Source organism: Vibrio sp. 10N.247.310.24, from assembly GCF_041467175.1.
GTDB classification, from domain to species: Bacteria; Pseudomonadota; Gammaproteobacteria; order Enterobacterales; family Vibrionaceae; genus Vibrio; species Vibrio tasmaniensis_A.
This window is the reverse complement of record NZ_JBFSUD010000019.1, coordinates 53,557-66,907: the sequence shown is the minus strand read 5'-3', so window position 1 is coordinate 66,907 and position 13,351 is coordinate 53,557. Positions and strand designations below refer to the sequence as shown.

Genomic DNA, 13,351 nt, shown 5'->3' with positions numbered 1-13,351 from the left:
ATGTACCGAGTTAAGCACAAGAACTTACACCATCTTCCAGAGAATGGCGGTGCACTGATCGTTTGCAACCATGTGAGTTATATGGATGCACTGCTTCTAAGTGCGGTTTGCCCTCGCTTGATTCGGTTTGTGATGGAAGAGGATTACGCCAAACTTCCTCCACTACGTCGATTCTTAAAAAGAGCAGGAGTTATTCCAATCTCCGCAACCAACCGAAACTCGATTAGAAACGCTTTCAAAGAAGTTGAACGAGCCCTAGATGAAGGGCACATCGTCTGTATTTTCCCTGAAGGTAAGCTAACCGCTGATGGCGAAGTAGCCGAATTCATGCGTGGCATGGAGTTGATTATCAAACGTTCTCCTGTACCTGTGATTCCAATGGCACTTAAAGGGCTATGGGGCAGCTACTTCAGTCGTTATAAAGGTCAAGCTTTTAAGGGGCTACCCACCCGTTTCAGGGCCAAGTTAGAGATAGAAGCTGCCGAACCTATGCTAGCCAAGGAAGCTTCATGCGACACGCTTCGACAGTCAGTCTCTGATCTTCGCGGCTCACTACGCTAAATAACCAACCTTTATTCATATCAGCTGAATAAACGTTTAGTTTTACTTAACGTTTGTTCAATTCATTTAGACTTACTTACCATTGCGTTAAGCGTATAGTCTTCCACTACGCTGCCAATACTAGACGCGACGAATTAAATATAATGAATCTAAAAAAGTCTGTTCCATTTTATCTTGCTGCTCTGTTTTGCTTAACCCCATGGGTGAGTTCACCGACGGCACTCGTGATCGGTTTCCTTCTTGCGAGCTTAGGTTTAGTCCCTGAGCATCTAGAAGTAGGCAAACTCACCAAGAAGCTACTGGCCTACTCGATTGTCGGCTTAGGCTTTGGCATTCAGTTTGAGAAAGCATTAGCGGTCACAGGCGATGGTATTGGCCTCATTGTCACGACGATTATTGGTACCTTGGTCATTGGTTGGTTCTTGGCAAAACGCATGGGATTAGATCGCACCACGGGTTACCTTATCTCTTCTGGTACCGCAATTTGTGGTGGTAGCGCCATTGCCGCCGTAGCACCGGCCATCAAAGCTGATGATGAACAGATTGGCTTGGCGTTAGCCACTGTATTTGTGTTGAACTCGGTCGCCCTTTTCTTGTTCCCAATGATTGGCCATGCACTAGAGTTAAGCCAACAAACTTTCGGAACATGGGCAGCCATCGCGATTCATGATACCTCCTCTGTAGTCGGCGCAGCATCAGCATATGGCGAAGAAGCACTGACCACAGCAACCACATTGAAGCTCGCTCGCGCACTTTGGATTATCCCAATCGCGTTAGTCAGCGCAATGATCTTCAAGAACGATCAAAAGAAGATTACGATTCCTTACTTCATTTTCTTCTATTGCGCTGCTATTGCTGTTAGTGACTTATTGCCACAATTTGAGATGGTCTATCAAGGTATCTTTGATGTGTCTAAGCGTGCATTGGTGGTGTGTCTATTCTTGATTGGTTGCGGTATTTCAGTTGAGAAGCTTAAAGCTGCTGGGCCGAAGCCATTGATGTTTGGTATTACAATGTGGACGATGATTTCGACAGGCTCATTAGCGTGGTTAACGCTTACCTGATGCATCTAATACGTAAAGAAGCGCTGTAGATTGGTTAACTTGTTAAGCAGACAAACAGATTAGCGAATGACAAAATAAAAAGGCAAAGCTCTAATGGGCTTTGCCCCTATCGTTTTTAGTGAAAATATCGTTTGTAGTAAAGATTTTCTTTATTGCAACAATCACAAATCAAACAGGGGCTTATCACTCTTTTTGCTCTCTCTTTTCATTAAAACAAGTACCACAACCAGCACAAATGCAGTGAGTTCAGCCAATGAACGAGTCAGTCCTGACGAAACGAGCGCTTGGCCTATCTGCAGTAAAACCGCAATGATGAGGGCAACTTTCATAATAAGACCTTATTCTATAATCCGTTATTTATAGAGCTTATTATAATGGATGGTTATAAAGATAATAAATTCTGTTTTGAACTATCTAATTGCTAAATTAACTAACCGCCTGACAACTTAGTCACCTAACAACTTCGCAAATAACGTCGAGGTAAGCGCTTACCTTTAACTCCTATGCTGAGACAACCAAGATGCCAATCCAGCGCGTGAAACCTTAATACCCTGCTGTTCTTGCTTAGGCATTCGATAATACTCAACAGGAAATTTGAACCGCTCAAGACGGCCATTCAATTGCTCAGCAAACCACTCTTTGGTTGGCAAATCAGCACAATCCACAATAGCGACAGGCCGGAATCCGAACTCATCGTCTTCAATAGGAACAATAAAAGACTGGTTAACCTCAGACAATTGGTTGAGTGCTCGCTCAATCTCTTCGCAATGAATGTTCTCACCACCAGAAATAAACTGATTGTCGGCGCGACCAATAATCGACACTTGTTCACCAACCCACTCACCAAGATCTTTGCTATCGAACCAGCCGTTCTTATCAACTAATAGCGTTAACTCGCCCTGATAGTAATAACCAGAAGCAAGCGTATTGCCGCCAATAAAGATACGTTGATCTTCAATTTTCAACTGGCGTTGGTTAAGGACAAAACCTGCAGTATTACTAGAATCAACGGGCTTCGCAGTCACTGTTGAAGCCGCTTCTGTCATGCCGTAGCCAAGCCATGTTTCGATACCCATTTGTTGAGCTTCAAGCCCAAGAGCTTCTGGAATATGGCTACCACCCAAAAGTACATGAGTTAAAGTAAGTGCTTGCTTACTCTTTAGTAGCCTATGTAGTTGAGTAGCCACTAAAGAGGCATGGCTGCAACCTTCAATGTCTGTTTCAAGTTGGCCTGGCCCTATTTTGATGCAGCCACCAGCCGCCAACCAACGATGGATAATCGCCAATCCCGACACATGGTACATCGGTAAGCTAAGCAACCAAGTGTCAGCTTGTTCAAAGTTGAAAACGTCTAGTAAACCCTGAGCTGAACATAAGTGTTGCTGTAACGTGTGAGCCACCGCTTTTGGGTTTCCAGTAGAGCCAGAAGTGAATATGATGCTTGCTAGATTTTGCGGATTGAAGTTGGAGTCTTGAGATGTCGTTATCCTATTATCATCACCATCGACCTTCACTTCATCTAAGCAAGACAAGGTCACCAACTGAGTATTCAAATCGACAGTCTCTGATTGCTCTATCCCGCTACTGTCCAAAAGCCAAAGGTAGCTTTGTTGACCTGCTTGACATAAGGAATCGAGCTTTTGCTTCAGGCGTAAGCTAGGCTGAGGCATGGTGAAAGCGCAAATAACACCCAAATTGAGTGCGGCAAGATAAGCAGGAATCACTTCAGCTTGGTTCTTACCAACAATCGTCAGTACATCACCTTCAGATAGACCTTGATGAGATAGCTGTTGTTGGTACTCACTCACCAGCACAGACACTTGCTGCCAAGTGTAAGCGCGGTTAGGAATCACTAACGCTGCTTGATGTGGGTTCTGCTGCGCCCACTGTACCCAGAGCGGGTGAGGATTAGATTGTGGGCGCATCATAAGATAACCAAGTTATAGATTGAGAACGGTCTAAGCTAATCGAACGATCAGCCTAAGAAGACCAAATCAATTGCTGTTGTTCAAGCGTTGAAACTGGAAGCTGACAACCCGGCCAAGAGACTTCTAGCTGTTGCTGATACAAACCAATCGTATCAAGCCCTGGAACTTCATTAGGCAAGTACTGTTGTGCCAATCGAGCAATCTGAGTTAAGCCAAGGCTAGACTCTATGCTTGAGCTTAGTACAGGTTTAATACCAAGCTGCTCCGCACGCTCAATGATTGCCACACAACGCTCTACAGAACCAATAAGAGTTGGCTTGAGCACGACCGCTTTAACACCAGTAAGGTCGCTAAGATCAAATTCTGGGCTTCGCACCGCTTCTTGCAATGTTTCGTCCCATGCAATCGCAACACCGTGGTCAATAGCAAAAGCTAAGCTGTCTTCTGGCTTCTGACAAGGCTCTTCAATAAAGCTAATACGCTGACGCAGTGACGGCGAAATGTATTTAATGAACTGCTTGGCTTTTTCTGGTTTCCACGCGCGGTTGGCATCAAGCCTTAGGGTCAAATCAGGGATCGACTCAAGGAATAAGCTGACCAGCATGCCATCACGAATCGCTTCATAAAGACCAACTTTTACCTTGGCAACCTTCTCGCCTTGCATCTCATTCAGCACAGGGATCAATTCATCTGGATCGCCTGTACATAACGGTGCTGCTTGGTAGTTACCTTCCGCATTGAGTTCGCCTCGTAATTCCATTATCGCCATCGAAAAACCGAACGCAACAGAAGGATATAACTCATCAAAAGGCGTTTGAGGGTTATTGTGACTCCAAAGCTCTAATTCGTGTTGCAGCTGAATGCCAGCTTGTTCAGCATCTTCTTGGCTAAAACCTGGCAAAGGCGCAACTTCGCCAAAACCAGTTTTACCATCACACTCAAGTTGGATGATATAGCCAACGCGTTCGTTCAACTTATTGTCACGAAGAATTACACCACTATCCATAGGTAATTGATAACGGTAGAGTTTAGCGTGACGCTGAGAATTCACTGAGTTCATAAAGTTTCCTAAAAAACGGGGAACATCAAAACAAAACGAGCCGCTATTAGCGACTCATTTTAAAGAAGAGAAAGACTATGGGTTACGCGGAAATTTGTCGAAATCAGGTCGACGTTTCTCGTTGAATGCGTTTCGGCCTTCTTGGCCTTCTTCTGTCATGTAGAACATCATGGTTGCGTTACCCGCCAACTCTTGAAGGCCTGCTTGGCCGTCACAGTCTGCGTTTAGTGCGGCTTTCAAGCAACGCAGTGCCATTGGGCTGTGTTGAAGAACTTCACGACACCAACGAACCGTTTCTTTTTCTAGGTCGGCAACAGGTACTACAGTGTTTACTAGCCCCATGTCCAATGCTTCTTGGGCATCGTAGAAACGACACAAGAACCAGATTTCACGCGCTTTCTTTTGACCAACGATACGAGCCATGTAAGAAGCACCCCAACCGCCATCGAATGAACCTACTTTAGGACCCGTCTGACCGAACTGAGCGTTTTCAGCTGCAATGGTCAAGTCTGCCATCATGTGAAGAACATGACCGCCACCGACTGCCCAGCCCGATACCGCTGCGATAACCGGTTTTGGACAAGTACGAATTTGACGTTGGAAATCAAGCACGTTCAGATGATGTGTACCTGAATCATCTTGATAACCGCCGTAGTCACCACGGATACTTTGGTCACCACCAGAACAGAACGCCTTCTCACCAAGACCCGTCAAAATGATTACGCCAACCTTCTCGTCATAACGAGCATCAGCCAATGCATTGATCATCTCTTTTACGGTTTGTGGACGGAACGCATTGTGGACTTGAGGACGAGCAATCGTGATTTTCGCAATACCGTCGTCAGACTTGTGGTACTGAATATCTTCAAATTGACTGCTTTCATCGCGCCAGTTAACTGCTGCGTAAAGTTCTTCTTCTGTGATGCCTACTGTTTTAGCCATGGTGATTCCCATTGTTCTATTAGAGACCACGACTAACGAATAGTCGTGACGGTGTTGCTCTGCTTTTGGTAGTGCTTGATACGAGAGAACCGCTCAGTCAGTTTAGCGGCGACTGGCGATACATTGGATGATCAGGTTGGAAAACAACTCTGGTTGCTCAAAATGAACATTATGACCAGCGTAATCAACCTGACTATATTCAAAGCCACTATTCTCAGCTAGTTCCATGAATTTACGATCTTTTTCACCACACACATAATGCAATTGATGCTCATGAGATTTCAATGTGGCACGTAAATCCGGTTGCTTAGCTAACGAAGTAGATAACAACATATTTGCTACGGATACTCCAAGGTTACCACTACGCTTTATGACCAAAGTTTGTCTTTGCTCATGATTTAGTGAAGAAAAGACGCTTTGTTGATACCAATCGTCTAAAACATCTTCAATCGACTGCTGCGCAAAACGGACAGCCCATTGCGTATCATGTACTAACCTTTGTGCTCGTTCTTCATCACACTCCAGACCAAAGTTGCCACCTTCAATAATGACTTTCTCAAGATTGAGTGTTTCGAAGCAAGGGCTTGTCACCCCATACATGGCAAGCCTGCCACCCATAGAGTAGCCAATCAACACGATAGGGTAATCCGCAGGAAGATCGTTGAGAGCAAGTTGAGAAGTGATGCACTGAACGATTTTCTTGCAGCAATGATCAAAGCCTACCGGATCGATAAAGCGACTTTGTCCGTGCCCGGGCAAATCTATGCAAAGACGAGGAAAATCCTCTAGATATGGATGACATGCGCTCCAATCATCCCCGCTTCCGAGTAAACCATGTAGAAAAACAAGCAAAGGTTTGTCAGAAGATTCTTGTACAGCTGGGTAATAATTGGAGTAAAGCATGTAAAGTCCTTAGGCTAATGCCTCGGTGAGCATTGAACTGAATTGTTTCAGCAAAGTAGACGCTTGTTCGGGAGGCGTCTTAACTTCAACGAGCAAGGTACCCTGACCTTGTTCGAAATGTTGTTCGACAATCGTTTGATAGCAATTCAAAGTTTCTGGCGCCGCATAACCAAGCTGGAATTGCGCAGCGGCATGTTCAAAACCGAAACCATGGGGCATTTGATATAGAGATTGTTTTTGTTGCTCAGGAACAGGCAACAAGTCAAAGATCGCACCGCCATCATTGTTGGTCACAACAATCACCATCGGCGTTACATTGTGAGTAAGCAGAGCCAGTGAATTGAGGTCGTAAAGCAAAGAGGTATCGCCAATCAACATTATCAAGGGGTTCTGGTTAGCTTTTACCACGCCCGCAGCCGTTGCTACCAAGCCATCAATGCCCGATGCGCCCCGATTACTGTAAACTTGATTCGCAGATATTGATGACAGCATATCCACCAGCCTTACCATCAAGCTATTTCCCACAAATAGCTCTCTGTCTTTAAGTCTAGTCGACAAATCTACTGCAACGCTCAACTCGGTCAGTTGGTCATTATTGGATATTTGCGCTAATGCCAATTGTTGAACCGTATTCGCGATTTCGACCAAAGGTGCTGCCCAACCTGCATGTTGACCTAACAAGGTGGGTAAATGCTGCTCTGACACCCACGACTCGATATCAGCAACGATATGGGTTTGAGGCAGATGATCTTGGTTGATACGGTGCGTCTCTGGTGACACAACAATGTATTGTGATGAGCTGAATGATGAAGCTTGCGACTTTATCCAATGATTAAGGCGCTTAGAAACAATGCGCTCACCGAACTGAAGGATGAAATCACATTGGTTGAGTTGCGCTTTAGCTACGTCACTCTGCATCCACAGGTCATAATGTTTCCAATCACTTGTAACACCTGATTGAGGATCGCAAAAAACTGGCCAGCCTAATGCGGTGGCAAACTGCTTGGCTTTTGTTGCTTGTTCAATATCTAGCGAACCGAGAATAACCACACCCTTACGCCCAAAATACTCACCTGGAGCGATGGGTTGTGTGTTCACTTGATTAGGTAAAAACGTTTGGCTGTAACAACCTGTTCCCGATTTCCACCCAGCGACACTGGATGTGTATTCCGCATACATTTCCGCACAATTCGCAGAATATAGAGGTTCTGGGAACGGACAGTTGATATGAATCGCACCACCAACATTGCGTTGTTTCACTAGGGCGTGATCAACCGATGTCAGTAACCAATTCAGAGAAACTTGTGTACTAGGGCTTGGTAAGTTTAAAGCACTTTCAACATGGGAAGAAAAGATACCCTGTTGCTGAATCGCTTGATTGGCACCACAGTCGACCAATTCGATGGGTCTATCAGAGGTCAGCAAGATCAGCTTCTCTCGTGTCAGCCCAGATTCAGCCGTCGCAGGAAGCAAATTCGCCACAGCGGTTCCTGATGTCACAATCACCGCAACTGGCTTATCACTGGCTTTAGCTAAACCTAAAGCTAAGAATCCAAGACCACGCTCATCAAAGTGCGTGTGTAAGGTTAACTTGGGATTAGCTTCCGCTTCGAGAGTTAATGGTGTTGAGCGAGAGCCCGGTGCGACACATACATGTTCAACACCGTTGCGGGCTAGCTCTTCAAGTAATGTGTGACTCCAAACTCTATTTAATACGGCTTGGTCGTGGTTCATGACGCGACACCCAATGGTGGGTGATCTGAAATTAAGCTAAGCAGAGTCGACATTTTCTTATTCAACTCTTGCCACTCATGTTCAGCAACCGATCCCGGCACGATCCCGGCACCCGCAAACAGCTGTACTTGATCGTTTACAATCAAGGCACTTCGAATCGCGACACAGAATTCAGCGCGTTGATGGCTAATATAGCCAACAGAGCCTGCATACCAACCTCTCGCAAACGGTTCATGTTCAAGTATGAAATCCATCGCTTCTTTGCGCGGTAAACCCGCTACCGCAGCAGTCGGCTGTAAGGCAGCAAGCAACTGGACACCATTGACGCCGTTATTGAGCTGAGCATGGATATTACGTTTAAGATGTTGCACCTTACGCAAACGCACAAGTCGCGCCTCTTTTTCAACGTGTACCGTTTGAGAATGAGGAGTGAGACGCTCAATAATGTCGTCGACCACATACTGGTTTTCATTGAGGTTTTTACTGTCTTGAGAAAGCCAGTTGGCTAACTCCATATCTTCTGTCGCGTTTTCTCCGCGACCAATGGTTCCAGCAAGCGCTTCAGTATCAAGCTCAGTGCCATATCGACTGTACAAACGCTCTGGCGTTGAGCCGATAAAGCTGTGTTTGGAATCCAATACCAACATAAAGTGAAAGCTGTGATGGTTTTGCAGGTAGCTGGCCTTAAGCAACTGAGCCGCGCAGATTGGCGCATCGAGTTGCAATGTGGTTTTACGCGCTAAAACGACTTTTTTGTACTCTTCGTCGCTAATGCCTTTCAGCACTTTATCGACAAGGTTGCCCCACTGCTCTCGTTCTGGAACGTGGTTAATCTGCTCAATATGCGCCGACAAAGGGGCCAATATCGCCGCTTCGACAGAAAGCTTATTTAGAGCATTAATAGAAGCAACGCGATCAGGAGATAAATTGACGGCTAACGACCAAGTCTTGTCAAAGCGGATCAGTTCAACCTGAGGAAGGAAGAAAAACGATTCCATGCAACGGCGGTTCTTTGCGGTATGTCCGTCAAATGAACGTCCACCCCAAATTCGTTGGTCTTCACCAAGAATGGCATACGCGGGAGCAGGATCGGAGAAAGTATGCAGTTGACCGAGCGCGACCACTTCTTCACGAGTGTCGCGTGACTGCCAGTAGAACTTTGGAAAGAGCGGTTGAGCATGAAGCCATTCTATAAATGCAAACGATGGTTTTTGCGTTAGAACTTCAACACAACGAACTTCACTTGCTTGGGCATTTTGTACTCGCTCAATCAAAGCGGAGATAGTTTGCTGGAAATGTGACAAATCGACCTCGTTCACATCTAAATTATTATTATATTAGTTTGATACTTTATGGGCAGTACCCACTTAGATCAAGAATGTACTATATCTTTTGAACATTCCTGTGATTCTAAGCGATCCAACCTCTTTATTCATCTTAGCCAATAACAAAGAAAGCGATTAATTAAAATTTAGAAAAGAGTGACAACAAAAAGACCAAACGTGACACTGAAATTCGACATTCATCAGATTTTTATTCTATCAAACCCCGTTTTGCGGTACTTTAATAAAGTATTTAAATTAATTTCAGGAAATCGGCAATGCAAAATATCGGGATGTCGTCAAAACTCAACAGCGTATGCTACGAAATCAGGGGGCCTGTACTCAAACATGCTAAGCGCATGGAAGAAGAAGGGCATAAAATACTGAAGCTTAATATCGGTAACCCCGCCCCATTTGGTTTTGACGCCCCTGATGAAATCCTTGTTGATGTAATCCGTAACCTACCGACATCTCAAGGTTACTGCGACTCAAAAGGCATCTATTCAGCTCGTAAAGCGGTTGTTCAGCACTACCAGAAAAAAGGCCTCCGTAACCTTGATGTAGAAGACGTTTACATTGGTAACGGCGCATCAGAGCTTATCGTTATGTCTATGCAGGCGCTACTGGATAATGGTGATGAAATCTTAGTTCCCGCTCCGGACTACCCACTATGGACAGCGTCTGTTGCGCTTTCTGGTGGTACACCGGTTCACTACATGTGTGATGAAGATGCTGATTGGTATCCAGATCTAGACGACATGCGTGCGAAGATCTCACCAAAGACTCGCGGCATCGTTCTTATCAACCCGAACAACCCAACGGGCGCGGTATACAGCCGTGATTTCCTATTACAAGTTGTTGAGATTGCTCGTGAGCACGGTTTGATCATCTTCGCTGATGAAATCTACGACAAAGTACTTTACGACGGTGCCGTACATACTTCAGTCGCAACGCTTGCTGAAGACGTACTCATGGTGACATTCAACGGTCTGTCTAAGGCTTACCGTGTATGTGGTTTCCGTGGTGGCTGGATGTTCTTAACGGGCCCGAAACACATTGCGAAAGGCTATGTCGAAGGGCTAGAAATGCTCGCCTCGATGCGTTTGTGTGCCAACGTACCAATGCAGCACGCCATCCAAACGGCACTGGGTGGTTATCAGAGTATCAACGAACTGATTCTTCCTGGTGGTCGACTGCTTGAGCAACGTGACCGTGCATGGGAACTGATCAACAAGATCCCTGGCGTTTCTTGTGTGAAACCAAAAGGCGCGATGTACCTGTTCCCTAAGATCGACACCAACATGTACAACATCAAAGACGATCAGAAATTCGTGCTCGATTTCCTTAAGCAAGAGAAGGTGCTATTGGTTCAAGGTACTGGCTTCAACTGGCCAAAACCGGATCACTTCCGCATCGTGACTCTGCCGCACATCGAAGATCTAGAAATCGCGATTGGTCGCCTAGAACGCTTCTTACAGACTTACAGCCAAGATGAGCTCACAGGCGATTAATTAACACAAAAAGTTATGACTACAATTTGCTGTTTTAAAAGACTTTAACTTGTAATCAATCACTTCTATGCTTAAAAGGCTCCTGTTTGGGAGCCTTTTTTGTATCCGCTGTCTCGTGTCCCTGTGCAAACACAAGATACGAGTGGAGCATTGCTTATACCAATCACAGTAAGTAAGTGTTCAGAAATAGCGCAGGGAAAAAACTTGAGAACAAGGCAGAATTTTTTGGTAAGTAGTTATTCTACAATCAAAAATTCTAACAAAGTTATCGAGTTTTTTAACAAGCTAGGATGACCAGTTATTTACTACGATTGGTACTAAAAGGACTCTTATGAAACAAAGCCATTTCTTTGCCCATCTTGCCCGTATGAAGCTGATTCAACGCTGGCCCCTGATGCGTTCAATCTCAAGCGAGAACATTTCAGAGCATAGCCTACAGGTCGCTTTCGTCGCCCACGCCTTGGCGCTTATCAAAAACAAGAAGTTTGATGGCAAACTCAACCCAGAACACATTGCTCTGCTTGGCATGTACCACGATACCAGTGAAGTGCTAACAGGTGATTTGCCGACGCCAGTTAAATACTACAATCCAGACATCGCACAAGAGTATAAGAAGATAGAAGCGGCAGCAGAGCAAAGACTGCTTTCAATGCTGCCAGAAGAGTTCCGAGACGACTTCTCCCCGTTTTTGATATCTGGAACAGCAAACAAAGAAGAGCAAAGCATCGTTAAGCAAGCCGACACTATCTGCGCTTACCTCAAGTGTTTGGAGGAACTCAGTGCGGGCAACCATGAGTACGAACAAGCGAAACGCCGACTAGAAGAGACTCTCGAACAGCGTAAAAGCCCGGAAATGGACTACTTTCTCACCACATTTGCGCCGAGCTTTGAATTATCACTAGACGAGATAAGCTAGCTGGGTATAAGTTGAGTGTAATTAGCTAAATAAATCAATTTGATAGGTGCTATTTTGAATTCTCCACTCGAACCACCCTTTGAACTCGAACAAGAATGGCAACATCGAAATGACGATGAACATAAAATAAGGCGTGATGACCACCGTAGCCCGTATCAACGCGATCGTGCGCGGGTGCTTCACTCTGCCGCTTTTCGCCGTCTCCAAGCAAAAACCCAAGTTCATGGCACCACGGTAAACGATTTCCACCGAACTCGCCTGACTCATTCGCTAGAAGCCGCTCAGCTAGGTACCGGTATCGTTGCCCAGCTGAAAAAAAAGCAGCCCGAGTTTCGAGATTTGTTGCCTTCAGACAGTTTGATTGATTCATTGTGTCTTGCTCACGACATTGGCCACCCACCCTATGGGCACGGTGGCGAAGTCGCGTTGAACTATATGATGCGCGATCATGGTGGCTTTGAGGGCAATGCTCAAACATTTCGCATTGTCACGCAGCTAGAACCTTACACTGAACATCACGGGATGAACCTATCTCGACGCACTTTGTTAGGTCTGATTAAGTACCCTTCTCTGCTGAGTGAGGTTCAAGCTAAATTACAATCTGAGCCTGTTAAGCATCAACGACAGCTCCGAGCCAAAGATTGGATGCCAGCAAAAGGCATCTACGATCATGATGAAGAACTTTTTAACTGGGTACTGGAGCCGCTTTCAAGCAGCGACCAACAGCTTCTAAAACAGAAAAGAAAAAAACACACCGAACCTCTTGAACATAATAAGACAAAATATAAGTCACTTGATTGTTCGATTATGGAGCTTGCTGATGACATCGCGTATGGCGTCCACGATTTAGAAGATGCGATTGTGCTTGGCTCTGTCACCAAATCTCAATGGGTCGAGTCGGCTTACCCTCAACTTAAAGAGATGGCAGACCCTTGGGTTTGTGAACACCTAGATTCAATCACAGAGATGCTTTTCTCTGGTGAGCAATATCGTCGAAAGGATGCGATTGGTGGGATAGTCAACGCACTGTTGACCAGTATTTCGATTGAACGAGTAGATGCTAGATTTGAGAATGTACTGCTTGCTTACAATGCGGTGCTTGAACCGAGCATGGACGCCACACTCGACAAACTGAAACACTTTGTCAGCGAGTTCGTGATTCAAGTGCCACAGGTTCAAGTGATCGAATATAAAGGTCAGCAAATTATCATGGATATGTTTGAAGCATTCAGCGCAGATCCTGAACGCTTGCTGCCACTACCTATCAAGAAGCAATGGCTACAACATCAAGATGAGTCTCGAAAAATGCGCGTGATTGCGGATTACATTTCATCAATGACCGATGATCTTGCGCAGAAAATGCATCAGCAATTGTTCTCAGCTCATACCGAGTTTTAATTCCTGACTCAC

12 protein-coding genes are annotated in these 13,351 nt (G+C 45.3%); 5 read left to right on the top strand and 7 right to left on the bottom strand.

Annotated features, from left to right (window positions below):
* Together AB6E08_RS08630 and AB6E08_RS08625 are read left to right on the top strand one after the other, a co-directional pair.
* A partial coding sequence (locus AB6E08_RS08630) for a 1-acyl-sn-glycerol-3-phosphate acyltransferase (protein WP_372159820.1) occupies nucleotides 1-561 on the top strand: 561 nt, incomplete at its 5' end.
* Nucleotides 562-704: 143 nt separating this feature from the next.
* Nucleotides 705-1,625 (top strand): YeiH family protein, encoded by a 921-nt coding sequence (locus tag AB6E08_RS08625; RefSeq protein ID WP_029224038.1) that lies wholly within the window; start codon nucleotides 705-707, stop codon nucleotides 1,623-1,625.
* Between the two features lie 161 nt (nucleotides 1,626-1,786).
* On the opposite strand, the gene AB6E08_RS08620 is transcribed toward AB6E08_RS08625, so the two are convergent.
* The 7 genes from AB6E08_RS08620 to AB6E08_RS08590 form a co-directional block, all read right to left on the bottom strand.
* A complete protein-coding gene (locus AB6E08_RS08620) occupies nucleotides 1,787-1,954 on the bottom strand; it encodes a hypothetical protein (RefSeq protein WP_009847266.1) in 168 nt (55 codons plus the stop codon).
* A 165-nt stretch (nucleotides 1,955-2,119) separates the two neighbouring features.
* A complete protein-coding gene (menE, locus tag AB6E08_RS08615; protein ID WP_017103205.1) occupies nucleotides 2,120-3,553 on the bottom strand; it encodes an o-succinylbenzoate--CoA ligase in 1,434 nt (477 codons plus the stop codon).
* A gap of 52 nt (nucleotides 3,554-3,605) precedes the next feature.
* Nucleotides 3,606-4,613 (bottom strand): o-succinylbenzoate synthase, encoded by a 1,008-nt coding sequence (menC, locus tag AB6E08_RS08610; protein ID WP_017103206.1) that lies wholly within the window; start codon nucleotides 4,611-4,613, stop codon nucleotides 3,606-3,608.
* A gap of 75 nt (nucleotides 4,614-4,688) precedes the next feature.
* Nucleotides 4,689-5,555, bottom strand: a complete 867-nt coding sequence (menB, locus tag AB6E08_RS08605) for a 1,4-dihydroxy-2-naphthoyl-CoA synthase (RefSeq protein WP_010439547.1) — start codon at nucleotides 5,553-5,555, stop codon at nucleotides 4,689-4,691.
* 102 nt (nucleotides 5,556-5,657) lie between these two features.
* Nucleotides 5,658-6,458: a 2-succinyl-6-hydroxy-2,4-cyclohexadiene-1-carboxylate synthase gene (gene menH / locus AB6E08_RS08600; protein ID WP_372063539.1), complete on the bottom strand. Its 801-nt coding sequence runs from the start codon at nucleotides 6,456-6,458 to the stop codon at nucleotides 5,658-5,660.
* 9 nt (nucleotides 6,459-6,467) lie between these two features.
* The gene (gene menD / locus AB6E08_RS08595) at nucleotides 6,468-8,192 is read right to left on the bottom strand and encodes a 2-succinyl-5-enolpyruvyl-6-hydroxy-3-cyclohexene-1-carboxylic-acid synthase (protein WP_017103208.1); all 1,725 of its coding nucleotides are present in this window, start codon (nucleotides 8,190-8,192) and stop codon (nucleotides 6,468-6,470) included.
* A complete protein-coding gene (locus AB6E08_RS08590) occupies nucleotides 8,189-9,496 on the bottom strand; it encodes an isochorismate synthase MenF (protein ID WP_029222962.1) in 1,308 nt (435 codons plus the stop codon). The genes menD and AB6E08_RS08590 overlap by 4 nt, the downstream gene beginning before the upstream one ends.
* A 296-nt stretch (nucleotides 9,497-9,792) precedes the next feature.
* Between AB6E08_RS08590 and AB6E08_RS08585 the strand changes: the two genes are divergently transcribed.
* The 3 genes from AB6E08_RS08585 (at nucleotide 9,793) to AB6E08_RS08575 (ending at nucleotide 13,339) form a co-directional block, all read left to right on the top strand.
* On the top strand, nucleotides 9,793-11,025 hold the full coding sequence (locus AB6E08_RS08585) for a pyridoxal phosphate-dependent aminotransferase (protein ID WP_372063536.1): 1,233 nt from the start codon (nucleotides 9,793-9,795) through the stop codon (nucleotides 11,023-11,025).
* 331 nt (nucleotides 11,026-11,356) lie between these two features.
* Nucleotides 11,357-11,941, top strand: a complete 585-nt coding sequence (gene yfbR / locus AB6E08_RS08580; RefSeq protein WP_372063534.1) for a 5'-deoxynucleotidase — start codon at nucleotides 11,357-11,359, stop codon at nucleotides 11,939-11,941.
* 54 nt (nucleotides 11,942-11,995) lie between these two features.
* On the top strand, nucleotides 11,996-13,339 hold the full coding sequence (locus tag AB6E08_RS08575; protein ID WP_122046063.1) for an anti-phage deoxyguanosine triphosphatase: 1,344 nt from the start codon (nucleotides 11,996-11,998) through the stop codon (nucleotides 13,337-13,339).
* The last annotated feature ends 12 nt before the right edge of the window (nucleotides 13,340-13,351 follow it).